Annotated in this window: 19 protein-coding genes and 1 tRNA gene; 1 reads left to right on the top strand and 19 read right to left on the bottom strand. The window is 58.8% G+C overall.

What is annotated here, in order from left to right:
- Positions 1 to 54: 54 nt before the first annotated feature.
- Positions 55 to 1,350 (top strand): DNA polymerase IV, encoded by a 1,296-nt coding sequence (gene dinB / locus B3H65_RS07685; RefSeq protein ID WP_270480618.1) that lies wholly within the window; start codon positions 55 to 57, stop codon positions 1,348 to 1,350.
- A 53-nt stretch (positions 1,351 to 1,403) separates the two neighbouring features.
- Here dinB and rsfS read toward each other — a convergent pair whose 3' ends face one another.
- The 19 genes from rsfS to B3H65_RS07590 all read right to left on the bottom strand — a co-directional run bounded on the left by rsfS (position 1,404) and on the right by B3H65_RS07590 (position 21,452).
- Positions 1,404 to 1,871: a ribosome silencing factor gene (gene rsfS, locus B3H65_RS07680; RefSeq protein WP_286684784.1), complete on the bottom strand. Its 468-nt coding sequence runs from the start codon at positions 1,869 to 1,871 to the stop codon at positions 1,404 to 1,406.
- A gap of 10 nt (positions 1,872 to 1,881) precedes the next feature.
- A complete protein-coding gene (gene yqeK, locus B3H65_RS07675; RefSeq protein WP_270480620.1) occupies positions 1,882 to 2,478 on the bottom strand; it encodes a bis(5'-nucleosyl)-tetraphosphatase (symmetrical) YqeK in 597 nt (198 codons plus the stop codon).
- Positions 2,479 to 2,540: 62 nt separating this feature from the next.
- Positions 2,541 to 3,194, bottom strand: a complete 654-nt coding sequence (gene nadD / locus B3H65_RS07670; RefSeq protein WP_009140229.1) for a nicotinate-nucleotide adenylyltransferase — start codon at positions 3,192 to 3,194, stop codon at positions 2,541 to 2,543.
- A gap of 1 nt (position 3,195) precedes the next feature.
- Positions 3,196 to 4,593, bottom strand: coding sequence for a GTPase ObgE (gene obgE, locus B3H65_RS07665; RefSeq protein ID WP_286684783.1), 1,398 nt, complete (start codon positions 4,591 to 4,593; stop codon positions 3,196 to 3,198).
- Positions 4,594 to 4,695: 102 nt separating this feature from the next.
- Positions 4,696 to 4,953: a 50S ribosomal protein L27 gene (rpmA, locus tag B3H65_RS07660; protein ID WP_009140227.1), complete on the bottom strand. Its 258-nt coding sequence runs from the start codon at positions 4,951 to 4,953 to the stop codon at positions 4,696 to 4,698.
- A 35-nt stretch (positions 4,954 to 4,988) separates the two neighbouring features.
- Positions 4,989 to 5,351, bottom strand: a complete 363-nt coding sequence (gene rplU / locus B3H65_RS07655; protein ID WP_009140226.1) for a 50S ribosomal protein L21 — start codon at positions 5,349 to 5,351, stop codon at positions 4,989 to 4,991.
- A gap of 274 nt (positions 5,352 to 5,625) precedes the next feature.
- Positions 5,626 to 6,411: a TIGR03936 family radical SAM-associated protein gene (locus tag B3H65_RS07650; RefSeq protein WP_286684782.1), complete on the bottom strand. Its 786-nt coding sequence runs from the start codon at positions 6,409 to 6,411 to the stop codon at positions 5,626 to 5,628.
- Complete coding sequence (locus B3H65_RS07645) at positions 6,408 to 8,285, bottom strand: TIGR03960 family B12-binding radical SAM protein (RefSeq protein WP_117680248.1); 1,878 nt, start codon at positions 8,283 to 8,285, stop codon at positions 6,408 to 6,410. The genes B3H65_RS07650 and B3H65_RS07645 overlap by 4 nt, the downstream gene beginning before the upstream one ends.
- Before the next feature lie 74 nt (positions 8,286 to 8,359).
- Positions 8,360 to 9,256, bottom strand: a complete 897-nt coding sequence (locus B3H65_RS07640) for a hypothetical protein (protein ID WP_286684781.1) — start codon at positions 9,254 to 9,256, stop codon at positions 8,360 to 8,362.
- A gap of 26 nt (positions 9,257 to 9,282) precedes the next feature.
- Positions 9,283 to 10,491 (bottom strand): FtsW/RodA/SpoVE family cell cycle protein, encoded by a 1,209-nt coding sequence (locus tag B3H65_RS07635; RefSeq protein WP_286684780.1) that lies wholly within the window; start codon positions 10,489 to 10,491, stop codon positions 9,283 to 9,285.
- A 17-nt stretch (positions 10,492 to 10,508) separates the two neighbouring features.
- Positions 10,509 to 12,560 (bottom strand): penicillin-binding protein 2, encoded by a 2,052-nt coding sequence (gene mrdA, locus B3H65_RS07630; RefSeq protein WP_286684779.1) that lies wholly within the window; start codon positions 12,558 to 12,560, stop codon positions 10,509 to 10,511.
- Positions 12,561 to 12,577: 17 nt separating this feature from the next.
- On the bottom strand, positions 12,578 to 13,132 hold the full coding sequence (gene mreD / locus B3H65_RS07625; protein WP_286684778.1) for a rod shape-determining protein MreD: 555 nt from the start codon (positions 13,130 to 13,132) through the stop codon (positions 12,578 to 12,580).
- Positions 13,133 to 13,141: 9 nt separating this feature from the next.
- Positions 13,142 to 14,065, bottom strand: coding sequence for a rod shape-determining protein MreC (gene mreC, locus B3H65_RS07620; protein WP_117680244.1), 924 nt, complete (start codon positions 14,063 to 14,065; stop codon positions 13,142 to 13,144).
- 78 nt (positions 14,066 to 14,143) lie between these two features.
- Positions 14,144 to 15,175 carry a rod shape-determining protein gene (locus tag B3H65_RS07615; protein WP_040362080.1) on the bottom strand — a complete coding sequence of 344 codons (1,032 nt, stop codon included), beginning with the start codon at positions 15,173 to 15,175 and terminating at the stop codon, positions 14,144 to 14,146.
- A gap of 102 nt (positions 15,176 to 15,277) precedes the next feature.
- On the bottom strand, positions 15,278 to 16,564 hold the full coding sequence (locus tag B3H65_RS07610; RefSeq protein WP_286684777.1) for a tetratricopeptide repeat protein: 1,287 nt from the start codon (positions 16,562 to 16,564) through the stop codon (positions 15,278 to 15,280).
- Positions 16,565 to 16,603: 39 nt separating this feature from the next.
- Positions 16,604 to 17,146: a peptidylprolyl isomerase gene (locus tag B3H65_RS07605; protein ID WP_286684776.1), complete on the bottom strand. Its 543-nt coding sequence runs from the start codon at positions 17,144 to 17,146 to the stop codon at positions 16,604 to 16,606.
- Positions 17,147 to 17,233: 87 nt separating this feature from the next.
- A complete protein-coding gene (locus tag B3H65_RS07600; protein WP_278562308.1) occupies positions 17,234 to 18,337 on the bottom strand; it encodes a zinc ribbon domain-containing protein in 1,104 nt (367 codons plus the stop codon).
- A gap of 96 nt (positions 18,338 to 18,433) precedes the next feature.
- Positions 18,434 to 21,334, bottom strand: a complete 2,901-nt coding sequence (locus tag B3H65_RS07595; protein WP_286684775.1) for an HAD-IC family P-type ATPase — start codon at positions 21,332 to 21,334, stop codon at positions 18,434 to 18,436.
- A gap of 41 nt (positions 21,335 to 21,375) precedes the next feature.
- A tRNA-Arg gene (locus tag B3H65_RS07590) sits at positions 21,376 to 21,452 on the bottom strand.
- Positions 21,453 to 21,847 lie beyond the last annotated feature (395 nt).

Below are 21,847 nucleotides of genomic sequence, written 5' to 3'. Positions count from 1 at the left end.
CGCAGGAAATGACAAAATGCAAGCATATTCAACAAAACGCGCTATACTTGCCTCATGGATATCGAACACACATACGATTGCGACCGCGGCTTCGATGCCGCAGTCTTCACCGCCGGCCTCTTCGGTGGCTGGGACGGTCCGGCAATTGGCCTTATGGACCTCGACGCGTTCTTTGCCAGCGTTGAGCAGCTCGACCACCCGCAATGGCGCGGCAAACCCGTCATCGTGGGCGGAAGCTCGACTCAGCGCGGCGTTGTCTCGACCGCTTCCTACGAGGCAAGAGCCTTTGGCGTGCATTCCGCCATGCCCTCAGCGCAAGCGGAACGCCTTTGCCCGCAAGCAATCTGGACACCTGGCCATTTCGATCGTTATCGAGAGGTAAGCGCTCTTGTAATGCAGATTCTCGTTGATGAGACGCCCTTCGTCGACCGCGTCTCCATCGACGAGGCATTCTTTGACATCACGCCGGGCCGCTATTGCTCGGAAAGCCCTATAGACATAGCCCGAAGAATATCAAAACGCGTTTCGAGCTTGGGCGTGACATGCTCGATAGGCTTGGGCTGCAATAAAACCGTCGCCAAGATAGCAAGCGAGCGCGACAAGCCGCGAGGGCTCACCGTTGTCCTGCCCGGAACCGAACAGGGATTCCTGTCTCCCCTCCCCGTCCGCGCTATGAGCGGAATCGGCAAACGAGCCGAACACGAGCTATCAAAAGCAGGAATCCACACGCTTGGCCAGCTCGCCTCGGCCTCGCCCTCAATCCTTCGCCCCATTTTTGGAGTCAACGCAGAACTGATAAAGCGGCGTGCGCAGGGGCGAGAGAGAAGCGCGGTCGCGCGCGTAGACGATCCCGAGGACGTGAAATCGGTCAGCAACGAGCGAACGTTCGCCCGCGACCTCACCGACCGAGGAGATATCGAGGCGGCCATCGCTGTGTTGGGCGAGTCCGTGGGCAGAAGGCTGCGCAAAAAGGGGCTTGCCGGCCGTACCGTCACCCTCAAGCTGAAATACTCCTATGGAAGCGGCAGGTCCGCCCAGCGCAAACTCGCTCATCCCACCGATGACGAGAATATCTTTGTCCCGGTGGCGACAGGGCTGCTCGACAGCATTTGGTCGCCCGGCATGCCCGTGAGGCTGGCCGGCATAGGTCTTAGCGGATTCGATTTGGAAGGCGGAATCCAGACGGATCTGTTCTGCGAGGTCGACGAACGGGGTGCGGTGGCGAGTTCCAGACGCGATCTTTCAATCGCCCTGGACGCTGTTCGCGAGCGCTTTGGCGATGCGGCCGTAGGTTATGGACGCGCGACCCGATTTGATTCCGACCTAGTCAACCGTGATAAATGGAAATAGCAAACGGGACGTCTCCCGACGTCCCGCCAAGTGTAAAAATTAAACTTTAGGACCTAGTCGAGAACGAGGTCCAGCACCGGAGCGTCGCCCCACAGCTTTTCCAAGCGATAGTAGTCGTGAGCCTCGGGCGTGAAGACGTGAACGACGACCGAACCGTAGTCCATCAAGATCCAGGAGCGCTCGTCGCGTCCCTCGATCGAAAACGGATGCTCATCGCACTTCTTGGCAACCTGCTCTTCGATCTCATCAACGATTGAATCGACGAGGCGCGTATTGCTACCCGTGACGATAACGAAGTAATCGCACACATCGGAAAGCTCGGTGAGATCGAGAACATGGATATCATCGCCGTTCTTATCATAGGCTGCCTGGGCAGCGACTTCCGCAACCGCACGAGCATCGATGCCGGCGCTTGAAAGCGATGCTGCCGCGCGCTCGGGTCTGGCGGTGTAGCTCTCGTTTACACCCTGCCCATCGACTTCGGTCTTCTCAACGTCCTGATTTGCAATCTGGTCTGACATAGCTGCCTTTCTAATGAGAACGCGCGCACGCGTAATGATTATAGATGGTAATTGCCGTGGGATACATATAGCGCCCGGTAGAGATGACGTAGGAAAGTCCTTGGGAGAAACATTGGAAGAATAGCTCGCCCAAGGAAGCCTCGCCCACCATCTCGCGAAGACGGATAGCGTAGTCACCACGTCGACCGGGCTCGATCGCATCTGCGATAAAGACGACCATATCGAGCGGCGTCATATCTACAGCGCCTACCGTGTGGCGTGCGATCGCCTGGAACACGCTTGGATTGAGCGCGGGGAAAAGCTCGGGGAGCTCGAGCGCGGCAACGGGGCCGTGCAGCAGCCCAACGGCCATGGAGGGCGAACCGGCGACCTCGATGCCCATGTGAGCAGCGCGGACCAGCAGCTCATGATCGTCGAGAACCTTATCCCAATCATGTAGCAGACCCGCCGCCGCAGCATCGAACTGGTCGACCCCATAGGTTTTGGCAAGCGACGCCGCGCACGAGGCGACGCCGAGCGAATGCGAATAACGACGGGGCTTGGACACCATCCGCTCCTCGAGCAGCGCCTTGATTCGCTCAAGCTCCTCAATCTGATCTTGGGGCACGCGACCCTCCTTTCAAGCAAGGCAACGGCAAGCAGCGCGTCGCCGCAAGATGGGTACCGACGCTATCGATACAAGCCGTTCTTGCGAATATAACCTATTACGGATTCCGAGGTGAGATACCGAACGCTCTTACCCTCGCTAACGCGCTGCCGAATGTTAGTAGAGCTGATGGCAAGGGCCGGAATCTCGATATAACGAACGTCGAACGAGATGCCGGATGCCTCGACCCTCTCACATGCCTGGTTGATATCGTATCCAGGCCGAGTAGCGGCGATTAGCGTGGCGAGCCCCGCAATGGATTCCGCATCATGCCATGTCACGATATCAAGTATCGCGTCGGCGCCCGTGATAAAGAACAGCTTCACGTTATCTGGATAATACGCGCGAAGCGCCCTGAGCGTATCGGCTGTGTAGGTGGTTCCGTCGCGATCGATCTCGAAACGGCTGGCGATAAAGTCAGCGTTTGCCGCAGTGGCGAGCACCGTCATCGCGTAGCGGTCCTCAGCACTCGTCACCACCTCATCATCCTTGAACGCGGGGCTGCCCGCGGGCATAAAGAGGACCAAATCAAGGTCAAGCGCCTCGCGAGCCTGCTCTGCAGTTACCAGGTGTCCGTAATGCACGGGATCAAACGTGCCACCCATGATGCCAAGGCGGTACTCGTGCTGCGGATCAAGTCCAAGCTCGGGAAGGCGCTGCGGGGCTCGAGCGGGCATCTTACTCCTCCGTATCCTCGTCATCTAGAGCAAGAGCCTCGTAATCGACGTCGTCTTCATAATCGTCGTCGTCAAGGTCGCCAGCACCCTCGAAGTCGAAAGCATAGCCCACGATGCGGACTTCGTCGCCAGGTTTGCAGCCCGCCTTGACCAAAGCATCATCCACGCCGATACGACCCAAACGATGCTGAAGGTAGATAACGGCCTCCTCGTTCTCCCAGTCGGTTTGAACAACCAGGCGCTCGATGCCGCGACCGACCACGCGCCATGCTACGCCATCTTCGCGTACAACCCTGAAGCGACGGTCGCGAGCCTGACGCTCGCGCTCCCACTTGCCCTCATCAAGTTCTGGGGCGTCGCTGGTCTCGGCAAGCTCGCGGCGAAGCTCGGCCACCTGCTCTCCGCAAGCGAGCATCAGCGTTTGAAGACCGGCGCCGGTAAGAGCCGAGACGGCGAAAAATGCGTGGCCGTCATCCAAAGCCGCCCGCTTAAGCTCGGCGACTCGCTCGGTCATGCCGCTGGCATCGCATTTGTTCGCGATAACAATCTGCGGACGCACTGCGAGCTCGGGAGCATAGGCGGCAAGTTCGTCATTGATGATGCGGTAATCTTCAAGCGGATCGCACCCCTCAAAACCACCGGTGATATCGACGACATGCAAGATCAAAGCGGTGCGTTCGATATGGCGCAGGAACTGGTGGCCCAGGCCGCGGCCCTCGCTTGCACCCTCGATAAGGCCGGGGACGTCTGCGACCACGTAGGAATATTCACCCGCGCGAACAACGCCCAGGTTGGGGACAAGAGTAGTGAACGGATAATCGGCGATCTTCGGACGAGCGGCGCTCATGCGGGCGATAAGCGAGGATTTGCCGACCGAGGGCATGCCCACGAGAGCAGCATCGGCCATCAACTTCATCTCGAGCTCGATCCAGTGCTCAATCGCCGGCTCGCCCTTCTCGGCAAAAGCGGGCGCACGTCGCGTCGAGGTGACAAAATGAGGATTGCCGCGTCCTCCGGTACCGCCGGGAGCAACAACTACGCTCTCCCCGTCGTGGGTAAGGTCGGCGATCTCATAGGCGGGCTCCATGGTCTCGCCGTCGATCTCGCGAACCACGGTTCCCATGGGGACCTTCAAGATAAGGTCGCTGCCGTTCTTACCGTCTTTACGCGAACCCTGGCCGTGGGTGCCGCGCTCGGCACGGAAATGATGCTTGAAGCGGTAATCAATCAGCGAGGACAGCTGCGCGTCAGCCTTGACAATAACGTTGCCGCCATGACCGCCGTCGCCGCCGTCGGGACCGCCCTTGGGAACATATGCCTCTCGGCGGAACGACATGCAGCCAGCGCCGCCGTCGCCGCCCTTGACATTGATGCGGCAAATATCGGTAAACTGGGACATCTGCGTATCCTCCTCGTTATCGGTAAAACTACCCTGAGCATATCAAAAGAGGCCCCCGGCTACAGCCGAGGGCCTCCCTATTTGCCTATGCTGTGAAGGGACTTAGGCTTCAACCACGGGAAGGACATTCACGCGATGCTTAGCACCACGGGTGAACTTGACCTTGCCCTCGGCCAGAGCGAACAGGGTGTCGTCCTTGCCACGACCCACGTTCTCACCGGGGTGGATGTGGGTGCCGCACTGACGGACGAGAACCTCGCCGGTCTTCACGAACTGACCGTCGAAACGCTTGGTGCCGAGACGCTGACCGCGGGAGTCGCGGCCGTTACGGGAGGAACCAAGACCTTTTTTGTGTGCCATGTCTGATACCTACTCTCTACAGTTCTTGGGTGGAGTTACTCCGCTGCGGGAGCAGCGGCGTCCTCGGCAACGGCCTTCTTGGCGCGGGAAGTAGCCTGGACCTTGGTGATCTTCAGCTTGGTGAGCTGCTGACGGTGACCCTGAAGCTTGTGATAGCGCTTGCGCTTCTTGAACTTGTAAACAAGCTGCTTCTCACCCTTGAACTGGTCGACGATCTCAGCAGTGACCTTAGCCTTTGCGAGCTTGGCAGGATCCGTGATGATCTTCTTGCCGTCGTTCAGGAAGATGACGGGGAGCTCGACCTTGGTACCGGCCTCGCCCTCGATCTTCTCGACCGTAAGAACATCATCGGTGGCGACCTTATACTGCTTGCCGCCCGTTGTTACGATTGCGTACATTGTTTCTTGCCCTTCATGCATCAGTTAGTGCAACAGCCGAATATAGTAGCAGGGGAATCTTAACCCGTCAACAAAGACGAGGAACATTTCCCCAGCGTATTCACAAGTTGCCCTTGTTTCACTGGATTGACGCTGCACCTGCATACGGATGATGCGAGCTGGACGACGCTGCGCCAGGTGTTAACTATAGCTCAAAGCCCGTATACATGGTGCGGCTACATAAAATGACCAGCTTGAACGGTAACCCGCCCGCGCCCTCCGTCAGCCAGCAAAGCTAGCGACGAGCCGCAAGGGGGTCTACCAGGCTGCCGTTTTCATCCTCCACCATCTGAAACACGCGCTCCACGCGATAACTCTTGATGGACACAAGATCCTGGATGCCGGTGGAAACAATGGGGCGCTCCTCGGGCGAAATCTCCTGGCCCAACAGGAAGCGATCGAGCGCGGCAAGCAGAATCTCGGGCCTCAAGGCACCCTCGTTATCGCAGCGCGTATCGAGCTGGACGATGAAATCGCCCGAAGCCGCACCGGGAGCCACCTGGTAACCAACCAACGTGCGCTCGATATCCATCACCTTGCTCTTTTTTCCGCGCGCATAGGGAATCTGCCCAAGCCGAGCGACGGCGTCCAGACCCCGCTCGATATCACTCGCCTCAAAGGAGGCTGATTCACGGCAGAAAAGCCCCACCCTATACCCCACGCGCGTTATCTGCGCCGTGAGCGCGGGCGTGCGAACATCGACGTAGGCGCACTCCTGAGTCATAAGGTCCTCAGGCGAGGCAGCGACCAGGCGCTGCAAAGCCTCTGCGTGAGGCACAAGCTCAGTCAAGAACACGTCATAGTATTCGCATGTCGAGCTAGTGCCAACGGGGAGCGCGGAGGAGAATCCCACCCGCATGTGCGGAGAAAAGCCCTGCGTAACAGCATAGGGCAACGCCGCTCGACGGATTACGCGCTCGATGGTATGCAGGACCTCGAGGTGGCCGAGATACGCCAGGCGCCCGTGCTTGATATAACGGACGCGCAAGCGGAAGAGGGACGGGAGATTCTGATCGCTCACGAGCGCTCACCTACCAAAACGTTCTCAGCATGAAGCGTGGGGCAGATACCGCAGCCCGCACAGGAGCTGCGGGTGCAATCGGGGGTGGTTACGCCGTCAAGGGCGCGACGGTATTCGCGTTTAAGAAAGCCCTGGGATACACCCGGGCTCACATGCTGCCACGGAAGGCGCATATCAAGGTCAAAGGGAGTCCTGGCGATATGGCGCAAGTCGATGCCGTTGCTCTCCGCGGCGCGCTCCCAGCGCTCAAGCGAGAACTGCTCGGTCCACGCATCGAAGCGGGCGCCGGCACGCCACGCGTCCACGATAACCGGAGCCATATCGCGGCCGGCGCGGGAGAGGACGGCCTCGAGCAACGACGTCTCGGCATCGTGGTAATGCACGCGAACGGCACGGTTCTTGACGCTTTTCAGCAACAGCTGTTGGCGGCGCTTGACCTCATCATCAGGCGTCTGAGCGCACCATTGGAACGGCGTGGACGACTTGGGAATGAAAACGGAAACGGAGATAGATACGGAAATACCGCCGCGTTGGCCCTTGGGAACCACTTCGCGGGCAATGTCCAGCACATGGTCGGCCAGATTGGCGATCGCGACGATATCTTCGTCCCGTTCCCCAGGAAGCCCCATCATGAAATAGAGCTTGCAACGACGCCAACCCGCTTCGAACGCGGCGCGCGTCGCGCGCTCGAGGTCTTCCTCGGTAACGCCCTTGTTGATGACATCGCGCATGCGCTGGCTACCCGCCTCGGGCGCAAACGTCAAGCCGCCCTTTTTCTCGCCCGCAACCTGCAGCGCCATGTTCACGCCAAAGGAGTCCAAGCGCTGAGAGGGAATGGAAACGGAGATTCCCGTATCCTCAAGACGGCGATTAAGGCGTGACAGGATCTGCTCGCAGCAAGAATGATCGGTGGTCGAGAGCGAGGTGAGCGACACCTCGTCGTAGCCGGTCTTAGCCAGGCCACGCGTTACCGCGGAGACAATCTGGTCTGCCGAGCGCTCGCGCACCGGGCGGTACGTGATGCCCGCCTGGCAGAATCGGCAACCGCGGGCGCAGCCGCGCAAAACCTCGACAGACAGGCGGTCATGAACCAGCTGGGCATACGGAATGACAGACTGACTCAGCGGGTCGGTAGCGCCAAAGTCCTCGACCACGCGCTTATATACGACTTCGGGAACATCCTCCCCCTCACGAGGGACCGCATACCCGTGCTCCGTGCAGGGCTCGTCATACCTAATCTCATAAAGGCTCGGAACGTAGGTACCCGCAACGCGGGCAAGACCGCGCAGGATCTCTTGACGGGTGGCCCCGGCATCGCGCAGGCGCTGGTGTTCGCGACAGACCTCGACAATGGACTCCTCGCCCTCACCGATCAAAATCGCATCGAAAAACGGCGCAAGGGGCTCCGGATTATAAACGGAAGGACCACCAGCGATGATGATGGGGTCGTCCTCCCCGCGATCGGCAGAATAAAACGGAATGCCCGCAAGATCCATCGCTTCAAGGTAATTGGTGCACGCCATCTCGTGTGGGACATGAAAACCCACCACGTCAAAAGACGCGACAGGAGCCGCGCCCTCAAGCGACAACAAGGGGACCCCGGCCTCGCGCATGGCATCGGCCATATCCACCCAAGGCACGTATCCGCGCTCGCACGAGATGCCCTCCTGCTTGTTGAGCACGTTGTACAAAATGGCGATACCCTGGTTGGGAAGACCAACCTCATAGGTGTCGGGATAAATCAGGCACGCGCGATAATCCGCGTCGTCCTTCGATAGGGTTCCCCATTCATGGTCGATATAGCGGCTAGGTTTCTCAACGCGAGCGAGCAGGGGCTCAAGATCTGCGAAGCGATCCTCATAGGGAATGCGCACGCTGCCTCCTTTTTATTGCAGTTTTATCAGGACGATGATTTGGACGATAACGGGATGGGCGGCAAACGACTCCCCTATTCCTGCCTGGCCGTCTCGGCTCCTCCAGCAAATGCCTGGCGAACACGGTCGGCAACACCCAGGACAACGCGGTTGACGGGCTCGTAATCTATATCGCTTTCGTAGACCAACGTCAGCGCGCGCCCCATAGCATAGGTGCCGGCAGCCGCGCACAGCGCTTTGACCGCAAACGCGCCATACCCGGCGCGGCTCGACAGTTGCCGTGCGACGGCACGCACCGCCAAGCCGGAAACGACCACGCCAGCGGCTTCGTATGCGCGCTCCAAGCGTATAGGCTTATCGTATGCACTCGCAAGCTGGAAGAGCATGCCTATTTGAGCCAGTGTCATCACGGGATAATCGGCGCCCGGTATAAATACCAAAGCCCCCGTAAGGGCATTGGCCGCAACGGTAGAAGCGATCACGCGATTAGACGCGGCGCGCCGCATAAAGGCAAAGCAGGCAGCAAAGGCAGTCTGCTTATCCGTGCGGTCCATAATCCATTCAGAGAGTTGACCAAGCAGGTGGTCGGCATCTTGCGCAGCAATCAACCCCAGCACGGGCGTATCGCTTTGGATAAAGGGAGCCTCGACGCTCGATTCGCATAGGACGCACACGGGCGCTCCGCCAACCACAAGCTCCTGGACGGCGCTTTGCAGGCGGTCCGACCCGCAAGAAAGAACAAGGACCACATCGGTGTCAGGCTTGATAGCGACGGGATTTTCGCCCAAGCGGTCAACCCGCACCAATCCAGACGTGGTCGAGGGAACCAACGCGTGGCGCACGGTATCGATGAGAAAGCGCGTCGCGGTAGCATCAACAAACACGGCGACGCGAACGGGAACATCTTGCTCGCGCTTTGCAGCAGCGCCCATCTTAACGGCGCTTGCCACCTTATCGACGGGAACTCGCATGGCAGCCTCCTGTCTCCTAACATGTGTTACGCGGCTTTGGAGCGATGGCTCCAAATGGATTGGATGATACCTACCATGGTGAACTGCATCAACATGGAGCTGGAACCAAAGCTGATAAACGGAAGCGGAATGCCCGTAATGGGCATGAGCCCGATGCACATACCGATGTTCTCAAAGATCTGAAACGTCCACATGCCCACCAGGCCCACGGCGACCAACTTAAGGAAGAGCGAATCGCTCTTTATGGCAACGCGAATGCTCGAGAAGATAAGCAGTACAAACAAAGCCAAAAGGATGATTGCGCCCACAAATCCAAACTCCTCAGACAGCAATGCGAACACAAAGTCGGTATGGGCCTCGGGCAAGAAGCCTTCTGCAGCCTGAGTCGCGTTGCCGATGCCCTTACCAAAAAAGCCGCCCGAACCCACGGCGATAAGCGACTGCATAAGGTTGTAGCCCGCTCCAGAGGTATCCGCGGAAGGATCGATGAATACCAGCAAGCGATTCATCTGATACTGCTTAATGAGGACGTCCTTGCCAAGCAGGGCATCGACAACCGAGTCGGCCGCTAAAAGCAGCGAGACCAAGCCGATAAGGATGGCTATGGTCGAGAGAACCCACTCCTTCTTGGCGCCGCTCATCATGATAATAACGGCGCCGCCGGCAAAGACCACAAGGCCGCTGCCCAGGTCTCCCGCCGCCAGTACGCACAAAAATGGAACGGCGAGCATGCCGCACAGCTTCACGTAATCGCGTACGGTATCGATGTGGCCGTTATACTGCGCGCCCAAACCAGCGATAAAAAACGTAGTGATGATCTTCGCGAGCTCAACCGGCTGAAACGTCAACCCTATCAAAGGGATCTGAACCCAGCCGGTCATACCCTTAGCGTTGTAAGAAAGGCCCGGTATATACGGGGAGAAGATGACGATGATATCGAGCACCAAAAGCACTGTCGACATATTCGCCAATCCACGCAGATCAGTCCTCCAAACAAGGATGCTGAGAATGGCTCCCAAGCCAACACCGACCAGGTGGCGCGGAAAGGAGGCATTTGAAATGGACAGCGAGGCGGTCCAGATCACCAAGATGCCGTAAATAACCAATCCCAATGTAGCGACCAGAACCGGAACATTCACGCGCTGGGAAAAGGAGTTGCGCGAGGACACCACTTTTTTGTTGACGCGCTTGAGGCTGCTCGCGGAAGACGAGCGCCCTTGGGCGGCTGTTGCCATGGCCATCATTTCCTTTCCTAGTCGCCGCTGCCGCCGGAGACAGCCATAGAGTCCGGAGCGTCGTAGATGACGCCGAGCACGTACCTTGTTCCCACCATGGCGGAAGTGGAGCCAAAGCCACCCTGCTCGACCAGTGTGACGACAACGTATTTGGGTTCGTCTGCCGGTGCATAGGAGATAAACCAGGAGTAGTCGTCATCGCCCGTCTTCTGACCGGTACCAGACTTGCCCGCTACGCGAACGCCCAGAGAGCTAAAGTGGTTTGCCATGGACGAACTCGCCTCGTAAATAACCCCCTCGAGTCCGTTGTGAACCAGGTCGAGTTCGCTTTTGTTGTTCACCTGGACATCGCGCAATTCCTTGACCTGGTAACTCGCCGCATCGCCATCGCCGTCGCGCGAAACCGCAGAAAGGAATACATGGGGCACGTACTCCTTGCCGCCATTGGCAATGCCGGCATAGGCGGTCGCCATCTGCAGCGGCGTAACCAAAATGTCACCCTGTCCAATGACGATGTTGAGCATGTCGCCCGGGTTCCACGAGCGCTCCTCATCAGACCAGCTGCTGAAGTACTCCTTCTTCCACTCGGCCGTGGGCACGCGCCCCTCGGCTTCGCTAGGAAGATCCACGCCGGTAAGGGAGCCAAGGCCCCACCGCTTGAACATCTCCTGAAGGCCTTCGGGGTTCTTCTCGTCATAATAAAAAGCCTTGCCGATATCGTAGAAGACGGCGTCGCATGACAGCGTGATTCCCTTTTGAAGGCCAAGCGTGCCGTGACCTGCGTGGTCCCAGCACCAACGGCCGGCGGAATCGCCCAGGCCAGTCCACCAACCAGGGCAATTAGACGTTTGGGACGAGGTGTAGACGCCATACTCAAGTGCAGCGAGCGAACTGAAGGGCTTAATGGTAGACGCGGACATATACTGGCCGCTAACGCAGCGGTTGATCATGGGTCGCCCGCCGTCATCGCCATTGAGCTTAGACCAGTCATCGCTCGAGACGCCACCGATAAATACGGACGGATCGAACGAGGGGGCGCTCGCCATGCCCAAGATCTCGCCGTTGGTGCAATCCATGCAGATGCACGCGCCGGCGTTCGCCTTATAACCAGAGGCCTGGCCCTTTTCCATTGCGCGCTTGAGACCCTCTTCGCAGGCCTGCTGGATTTGGAGGTCGATCGTGAGCTTGACATCGCTACCGGCTCGCGGCGGAACTGTCCCCGCCTCGGCGGTGACGTTACCCGAGGCATCGACCTTTACCGTCTGCTCGCCACGGATTCCCTGCAACAGGCTTTCGTAGCGCGTCTCGACACCCGCCTGGCCAACGATGTCACCAGACTGGTACTCGATATCGTTCGCAGAGGTCTCACCGTTCTCCTCGAGCTCATCTTGCGCAGCGAGTTGGTCGCTGGTAATGGTACCGGTGTAGCCAAGCACGTGGCACGCAAGCGTTCCATAGGGGTAAACGCGCTCGGTGCGCTCGTAGACATGGACATCGGGAAACTCGGTCGCATGCTCCTGGATATAGGCGACCGTCGACAAGCGAACGTCAGATGCAACGGTATGCAGGCTCTGCGCGCTCTGCGAGTAGTCCTGAATGTTGCGCAGCGCTGCCGTATAAGGTATGCCCAGCACGTTAGCGAGATGCCTTACGGCAACGGCATCGTCCGCAAAATCACGATAGACACCCACCACAAGAGATGGACGGTTGGTGACAAGCTCTACGCCGTTTCGGTCGAGGATGCGACCGCGCGGGGCGGGCGTGGTGACCGTACGCGTCTGGTTATCCTGAGATAGGCCCTCATAATAATCAGAGGAGACCATCTGCATGCTCCACAGCTTCGCCGCGACCGCGGCAAATACCGCGCCAACGCCGGCGGTCAAAATCTGGAAACGCCCCTTCATGGCTACGCCGGGGGTATTTCCCTCGCCCTCTGAGGCGCGGGGCCTGGTACCGTTCTTTGTATCAAACGTGAACTTGCTGGAATAGCCGCGTAGAAACAGCAACGAACCGATAACCGCGACAAAGAGAATGATTCCAGCAACGATGACGACCATTTGGGCATCCATGCACGATCACCCCCTTTTTACTTCAGGCTCTTGTAATTCTTGAACCGTGTACCCTTAGTGCGTGCCGAGAAACCCTTTTTTGGCTCCGACGCACCAACAAGCACAAGAAAAGGAAGAGCGGCTATCGTATCGAGAACGGTGCAGGCAAGACCGTGAACGAGCACGGCGGAAACAAAACCGCCCTCAACGCCCATGAAGAACAGCACGACCCCATTGACAACGTTAATTGCCAGAATCGCGACCGCGATTAGGCGCATCGTATCCGTGGACACGTTTCCCGAGACGCCGCGGGATACGGTAGCCAGCGAAAAGCATCCAATGGTGAGGAGCAGCGACATCAAACCCACCGGAGCCGCCGACGTCATATCGTAGAACAGGCCCGAAAAGAAGCCGATCAACACGGCCGAGCCGATCTCGTTTCCCATCGACATGCAAAGGGCAAAGACGAGCATGAAGTTGAAAGCGCCGCCAAACAAAGAAAACTGGGGCGCCAAGGCAAGCTGAAGCACGGCAGCGACAGCGCACGCGATAGCAAGTGAGCGGCGCTGGCGATGAGGATCGCGAACTTCCAAGGTCCCCTCCTATTCCTTAGTAGAGCCGTCGGCAGATGCGTCAGCCGAATCAGCGGAAGCATCCTGGGTAGAGGCGACGCCATTCCCCTGGGCAGCGGTATTGGCGGCGGCGACGTCCTCGGAAGAAGCAGCCTGTTCATCGGTCAGAGACGTGATGACGAGCACCTCTTCATTGCTCTCGGCAGTCGAGATGGCCCTGACCACGATGGTGTAGTAGGTCGCGTTGGCAGCGCGGCTAACCGAAGAGACCGTACCCAAGGGAAGTCCTTTGGGAAAACGCCCACCGAGACCCGAGGTGATAATGACGTCGCCGACTTTAACATCGGCATCGGCGGGGACATAGCTCAACATGAGCGTGCCATCGGGCTGACCTTGAAGAATTCCCTGCGCGCGCGTGCTCTGAACCATAGCGGAGACGCCGGAATTCTCGTCATTGATAAGGCGTACCGTAGACGTTGCGGCGGAAACCTCGATGATCTGCCCGATTACGCCACCGGAGTTGCAAACAGGCATGCCGATCTCAAATCCATTGGCAGAGCCCTTGTCAATCGTCACCGTCTGAGACCAGGCGTCACCGGTGGTGCCGATTATGCGGGCGGCAGTGGACTGCAAGTTGTAAGTGGACTGAAGACCCAAGAGGCTCTCGAGTCGTTCAGCGGTCTTCTCGGCCTCGGTAAGCTGGGCAAGCTCAGAGGTGAGTTCCTCGTTTTGCTTCTTAAGCTCCGAGAGCGTCTCCTGAGGCGCCGAAAGGTTTGTGAAAACGTTGCCGATCGCGTTGAACGGCGTCGCCACCACGGCACCGACCATCCTCACGGGCGTAGCGACCGTGTTGACGCCGCTGCGAATCGAGTGAATGACGCCGGCCTCCCCTTCGCGCACGTAAAACGTGAGCAGCAATAGGGAGACCAGGCAACAAATAACAAACGGGCGCATTCCCGATGACTGTCTTCTATTGTTCAGCGTCGATGTATAGCGCTTCTTGTTGGATCGAGGCAAAACGATAACGCCCCTTTACGCGTTGCTCTGGACAAAGCCGCCGTCGAAGGCATTCGCCTCCAGTACGCGCGCGCAGCCATTGACCACGTTATCGAGAGCGGTGGGGCTGACGTTGACCGCAACACCCGTCTCATCACGAAGGCGCACATCGAGACCGCGCAGCATAGCGCCGCCGCCGGTAAGGAGAATGCCGTAGTACATAAGGTCGCTCGCAAGATCGGGAGGAGTGGCGTCGAGGGCGTCCTTAACAGCCTTGGACATCTCGTCCAGCGGCTTGTTAAGCGCCCTGCGAATCTCCTCGCTCTCAATGCGAACCGTTTTAGGCAAACCGCTTATAACGTCGCGGCCGTTCACCTCGACGTCGAGCTCGTCTTTGAGAGGAACAGCGGAACCAACCTTGATCTTGATATCCTCGGCAGTGCGCTCGCCGATTGCCAGGTTATAGGCATCGCGAACATGGGTGAGGATCGCCTGGTCGAACTCATCGCCCGCAACACGGATAGACTGCGAAACAACGATGCCGCCCATGGCGATGACCGCGACCTCGGTAGTGCCGCCGCCGATATCGATGACCATGGATCCGGTAGGCTCCTCGACGGGAAGATCGGCGCCGATCGCAGCGGCCATGGGCTCCTCGATGAGGTAAGCCTGGCGAGCTCCGGCCTGAATGGTCGCTTCAAAGACGGCACGCTTCTCAACGCTGGTAACGCCGGAGGGGACGCAGACAACAACGCGGGGACGCGGCGTCCACGGATAGCGCTTCTCAGAGGCCTTATCGATAAAGTAGCGAAGCATAGCCTCCGTCACATCGAAGTCAGCGATAACGCCGTCCTTCAAAGGGCGAACGGCAACGATATTGCCCGGAGTACGGCCCAGCATGCGCTTGGCCTCGATGCCGACGGCAAGGATTCGCTCGTCATTCTTATCGATTGCGACCACGGAAGGTTCGCGGATGACGATGCCCTTGCCGCGAACGGACACCAGGGTATTGGCGGTTCCAAGGTCGATGGCAAGGTCGCCATCATACTGACCGAAGAACATATCCATCAATGAAAACAAGGTCACTCCAAAAGGTTAGGGTTCCAAAGAAGTGTAGCGCTGACGTATGGAGACGCTGAGAACGACGGTGCGATTCGAAAAAGTTACCATCTATTCAGACGCGGAGTCAGCGTCACCGAAATCAATGGAGATGCCGGAAACGACCCAGCCGATGCCCTCGCGAACAAAATCAACGGTGTAATCCATGCTGCCGCCCTTGGAAAGCTCGACGGACACGGTCGCGATGCTCTCGGTCATAGACTTATCGAGACCCTGGATAGTGGGGACGGAGCCCTCGGGAATGGAAGAAACGAGCACGGACTTAGCGTCGTCGGAAAGGCCAGGGGCAAGATAGGGGTCGGTCTCGGTTCCGTTGGTTACCGCCTCGAACAGCTTGGTAAGCGTATCTTGCTGGGTGGGGTAGCCATATCCGCGGGTATAGGCAAAGCCAAGTCCGCCGGCGACGATAAGAACGAGCAGCAAAATGACCAGGAAGATCTTAAGGCCGACATGGCGATGGCGACGGCGGACCTTCATCTCCTTCTTATCCTGCTGAATCATCTCAGACTCCGAAAGGGTGAAGAAACCGGTATCGGAAGGATCGGGAATAAGGTTGCCGGACTGTCCCAGCGGATCGAGGGGGTCGACGCCGGGAGCATAGGCGCCGGTGGTCTGCGGAACGGTAGGAGCCATGGAGCGCTGGGCGGACAGGGTGTCCTGCGCCGTGGCGAGCGACTGCTGCTGCTCGGGCGTAAGTTGATAGATACCGTCTGAAGTGGCGCGGCCAAATGCCTCGATAGCATCAGCGTAACGACCGGCGGCAGCAAGCGCCTGGCCGAGGCCGGCGTTGATAGCGCGCGGATCATCGTGAGGCCCGACGAAGTCAAGTGCGGTGCGGTAGGCCTCGACTGCATCTTCGGGACGAGAAATGAGCAGGAAGCAGTCGCCGAGATTCATCAATGCGGCAGCCGGAGCGGGATTGGCGCCGTCGATGGCGGCGGAGCGGAACGCCACGCCGGCGTCCGTAGGGTTACCGCTCTTCAACAGAGCGTTACCAAGGCCCATGTACGCCTTGTACGGGGTCGCATAGGAGGAATCCTGCACGGCAAGACCGAAGCTGTTCGCGGCCCCTGCAAGGTCGCCGGCGGCGGCGAGAGCTTTGCCCTGATTGGTTAGCAAAGCGCCGGACTTTCCATACGAAGCATCGCGCAAAGCGGCGGAATAGGCGTCGGCAGCATCCTGGAAAAGGCCGAGCCTCATCAAAGAGTTACCGCGAAGGTGATCGGCCTCGCCGCAAATCTCGTCAGCAGTCTTGGCAGAGGCGAATAGCTGGGCGGCGGAGGAAAAATCTCCGGCACGGTACGCTGCGCGGGCCTGGTCCATAAGCTGTGCGTTCATATATGCTCCTTCGTTTATAGCTTGGTGCCGGGCATGCGCCTAGCGTGCCTCGTGGACAATCTCGACGTGGACAATCTCGTCTCCGGCGCGCAGCTTGGAAATGACGTCTTTGCCCTCGATAGTGCTGCCAAACACCGTGTAGCCGGAATCAAGGTTGTGCTGCGGACCAAGGCAGAAGTAGAACTGGGAACCGGCGGAATCGGGGTTCATGGAACGGGCCATGGCAAGCGCGCCGTCCTCATGGCTGTTATTTGGGTTGGTGAGGTACTCGGCCTTGATGCAATAGCCCGGGCCGCCGGTGCCGGGCATGCCGTCGGGGCCCTCGAGGCCGCGAGCGACCTCGTTGCGCGTCATGTCGCGGGTATTGGGGCAGCCGCCCTGGATGACAAAGCCGGGAACATAGCGATGGAACTTCAACCCATCATAGAAACCCATGGTAGAAAGCTCGCAGAAATTAGCGACGTGGATGGGTGCGCCCTCACCGTCCAGGCGCACGCGAATGGTACCCTGGGACGTCTCGATGACGGCGACCTCGTCACCAGCAAGCGTATACTCGGGAGTGTGAAGTTTCTTACCAAACATGAGCAGCCCTTCCGCCGTCAAGAAATAGTCATCCTTGCAATTTTAGCAAAAGGGCGGCTTGTTCACGAATTCGGCATGCGAGCGGGATTATTCCGCAGAAGCGCCGTCTTTCTCAACGGGTTTCCACTGAACCACGTTGGCGTAGTAGGAATCACGCGCCTCGGAATCCTCTTGCGTGCGGTCCCTCAACGGCGCCAAGATATCCGACTGATGGGCAGAGGGCTTCTCCCCTTCCGGTACGGCCAAGGAGATATCCCATGAGGCGCAGTACACATCGACGCGCGTACGCGCCCATCCCGCAAGTTGGATAAGACGCTGCGCGTCCTCGTAGTAGACGGAATCCTCGTCCAAATCAAGCTGACCGATCTCGTCCACAACCTGATCAAGCGCGTCGCGGGCGGCATACGCGCTGGAGGACTTATCCTGGCGAACGGACTTGTCATTAGCGATAAAGCCGTACTCGTAATCATCGATTATGGTGCCCAGGGAGTCATACGCAGAGACGATCTTGTTGTAAGACGAGCTCAGGATCTGAAAGACGCGCTCATCCGTCATCTCCACGGGCTGCGTCGACGCCTGGCTTTCAGAAGACGCGGGCGAGGAGCCTTGCGGAAGCTGACGGCTAGGGTACATATCGCGAGCAGCCTCCTCAAACGCTTGATAGAACCCGGGCATCACGCCCAAGGGATCCTCCATGACAAAATAGGCTCCGCCGCCCACCAGGGCGATTGCGAGAGCAGAGCAGACGAGCGGCTTGACGTAGCGCTTCTTGGGCTTATGGTAGGGATCGACATCGGAAGACGGCGAGGCCGCAGCGGCCTCGATGTCGGAGGCGCGCAAAACATTGGTCGCGGACGGATCCATCGAGTCAGAGAGAACCTGCGCCGCAGTGGGGGCAGACGGACGGGGCGAGGGCATCTCGGACTCGATCATGCTCTGCGTTAGACGCGGAAAGCTCGCGGTCTTACCGGCGGCGAGATCGGACGAGGAGGATTTGGTAGATAGAATGCCCGGCGCAGGACGGCCGCACTTAGGGCAGGTGCGATCATGCGCGGAAAGCCTGGCACCGCACCCCTCGCAAAATACAAACTCATCGTGCACGGAAACTTCCGCGCCGCCTACATACGTGCTGCAATGCGGACAGAAGGAAGCGTCATCTTCGATTGTCTTGAAGCAATGGGGGCAGATCACGTTGTAACCCTTCGCATAGGAACCAAGCCGTAGCCAATATACGCTCTCATGAGGATAGAACCATCTTAGCCGCGGCTACGAGAAAACCACGCGACGCTATGAGATTTCCTTGTCGTCCTTTTTGGGCCGCGGCTTGCCCTTGAGGCGCCGAGCGCCCTTTGCGGGCATCTTGACCGTGATGCCGGACGAAGACTTCTCAACCTTCATAGAGCTTGCGGACGCCCTGGCAACCGATGATGCGCGCGACGCCGCGCGCTGCTGCGTGGCGCGTGTCAAAGCGGGCCGACCAGGCTCGACCTGTTTTGCCGGCACGGCAGCCTCATGCCCCGTCTCGACCGCGCGCAGAGCCTCCGATTGAGCGCGCTTGAGTTCACGCTGGGTGCGGTTGCGCTCCACGCGGGCGCGCCCCGTCTGCACGGCGCGTCTGAACGCCGAGCCGGTGGACGAAACGCTCTTACCGCGGCGCCCGAGTTTAACGCGAACACCTCGGCCGAAACCTGTAGCAGAACGGGTGCGCCTCTCAAGCGAGGTCTCGCACAGATCCGCCAGTTTGAAGAACAGCAGGCAACCGACCGCAACAATGGCGGCGAGCACGATCGCCTGGCCCCACGTGAGCGCAGCGATGGAGAAGAAATCAGGGAACAACGTGATGCCTACGCCGATACCCGCGACCACAAAAACGAACACGGCGGCGCGAAGCGGCGTAAACGGCCAGGAAATGCGCCAGATAAGGGCCGCGCCCACCGAGCAGGTTGCGACCAGGCAGAAAGTCGACAACTGGTACTCGTCCAAACCAAGCAGCGTGGAAGCAGCCATGCAGGCAACGGACGAAATGACGACGGCGGCAGCGGCGGGAAGCGCCTTCTTAAGCACGTTGATGAGGAACGATCCGCTCACGCGCGAGTTGTTGGGCTCGAGCGCCAGCACAAAACTGGGGAAGCCGATGCAGAAGAAGTTGATCAGCGTCATGGTGATGGGCTGGAAGGGATACGGGGGAAAAGCGATGCACAGCGCCGCCAAGCCCATGGAGAACAGGGTTTTGGTGAGGAAGAGCGCGGCGGAGCGCTGCAGGTTGTTGATGGATCGCCTGCCCTCTGCCACAACCGCGGGCATAGAGGCGAAGTCGTTATCGACCAAGACGATCTCTGCAACATTGCGCGCCGCATCGGAACCGGCGGCCATGGCGACCGAGCAATCGGCCTCTTTGAGCGCGAGAACGTCGTTGACCCCGTCGCCGGTCATGGCAACCGTGTGCCCGCGCTTCTTTAACGCGACCACGAGCTCGCGCTTTTGCTGCGGGGTGACGCGGCCAAAAACGTGATAACGGTCCACGGCGGCGTCGATCTTGGCGGGCGTATCGAGCGTGGTGGCGTCGACGAACTGCCCCGCGCCGGGAACTCCCACCACGCGCGCGATGGACGCAACCGTCCTGGGATCGTCACCGGAAATAACGGTGAGAGTTACGCCCTGCTCGCAAAAATAGCGGATGGTCTCAGCGGCACTCGAGCGAATCTCATCGCGAATGGTGACGAAGCCAACGGGCCGGGCCTCGCCTATCATGTCGCCCTCGTCCGTAAACCCGTCCACGCAGGCAACCACAAGCACGCGGCACGTATCGGCAAGAGTCGCGACGCGGCTCTCGACCAACGCGAACGCATGCGGAGAGAGTACAAACTGGGCCGCGCCCATGATGAAGGAACCTTCGTCAAAAGAGGCTCCGCTCCATTTTTTCGCTGACGAGAACGGTATAACGGAGCGAGGCTCCTTGATGGGCACGCCGGAATCCCTGTAATGGTCGAGCAGGGCCTTACAGGTCTCATTAGCGTCCATGGATGTGGCCTGCGCGATGTTGGCGAGGGCGAAATCGAGAACGGATACGCCCGCGGGCACGCCATGTTTGGCTTCGCCCTCAAACTCGCCCACAGCTATGGGATAGGTACCCTCAACCTGCATGCGCCCAGAGGTGATAGTGCCCGTTTTATCCAAGCACAGCACATCGACGCGAGCGAGGGTTTCGATGCAATAGAGCTGTTGGGCAAGCACCTTGCGGCGCGCCAGCCGGATGGTGGCGATTGCAAGAACGGACGAGGTGAGCAAGACCAAGCCTTGCGGGATCATGCCCAGCAGAGCGCCCACGGTGGTGAGAATCGCATCGGAGATGGAGTGCCACGGCGCCTGCCCCGAGAACAGCCAGGACATAATCGTAAGGTCCTGAGGAGCGGTTTTGATATAAGACTCGTGCACGCTTGAGACAAACAGCGCAAGGCCCAGCGGAATCATGATGACGCTGGCGAAGCGCACGATCGCGTTGAGCGCGTTCATGATTTCCGAATTGACCTTCTTGACGTATTTGGCCTCGTTATTGATCTTGGCAACGTAGTTGTCCGCGCCAACGTGGATAACACGCGCGAACACCATACCGGAATCGATAAAGCTGCCACTCATGAGACTGCTGCCGGGTTGCTTGCGAATTAGGTTGCTCTCACCCGTAAGCAGGCTCTCGTTTACCTGGGCGTCGCCGGAAACCACGACGGCGTCCGCGGGAATTTGGTCGCCACGGCCAAGGCGTACCAAATCGTCCAATACGATCTGGTCAAGGTCGAGCTCGACCTCTTCCCCGTCGCGGATGGCGACGACGCGCTTGGTAGCGAGCAGGGTGAGCTTATCGACCATGCGTTTAGATCGAACCGACTGGACGACACCGATGGCGGTATTCAAGAACACCACGCCCAAAAACGTGAGGTTCTTAAAGGCCCCGGTGACAAGAACCAAAATAGACAGGACAAGGTTAATGAGGTTGAAAAGCGTGCAGAGGTTCTCTATGAACAGCTCTTTGATGGATTTGGTTTTAAGATCGGTGTTGAGATTGATCTTGCCCTGGGAAATGCGCTCTTCCACTTGGGCGGACGTAAGGCCGCGAAGCTCTGTGGGGTGAGTCTGCGGCACCTCCTCCGCCTTCGCATCGAGCAAAGAGGGGTCGAACGAGGAGCTAGACATACACCATCCAATGATTGAGCAAGTCAAACGAAAAGAAGGAATGGTGCCCCGTATAGGGTTCGAACCTACGGCCTTCTGCTCCGGAGGCAGACGCTCTAATCCACTGAGCTAACGGGGCACGGTGAAAATGATTATACCCAAACGGCATAGCGCGAGACGTACTTTTTTTGCGTTCGTGGATCCGCGTGCGTGGCGCGGGTGCGAGGCGGGCGTGGCGCGGACGTCGGCGGCGCGGGCCGCTGTGCCAAATAACGCCTTAGTTCGTGAAGGGCGGTGTGTCAAAAAACGCGTTAGTGCGGAGGTTTGGCCAAATAGTGCGTTAGTGCGGACTGGAGAGGGCCTGACGAGCTTTACCTATTCATCAGACGGCATCGCCCAGGCCTTCTAGCTTGGCCGATATAAAAGCCCTATTCATAAGGTACCCTTGCTATATGTCGCCCTTTCCGCACTAACGCATTATTTGTCGCACTCGGGACCGCACTAAGCGACTATTTGTCCCAACCTCCGCACTAA

Source organism: Collinsella sp. UBA1693 (assembly GCF_002320115.1).
GTDB classification, from domain to species: domain Bacteria; phylum Actinomycetota; class Coriobacteriia; order Coriobacteriales; family Coriobacteriaceae; genus Collinsella; species Collinsella tanakaei.
This window is presented reverse-complemented; position numbering and strand designations above follow the sequence as displayed.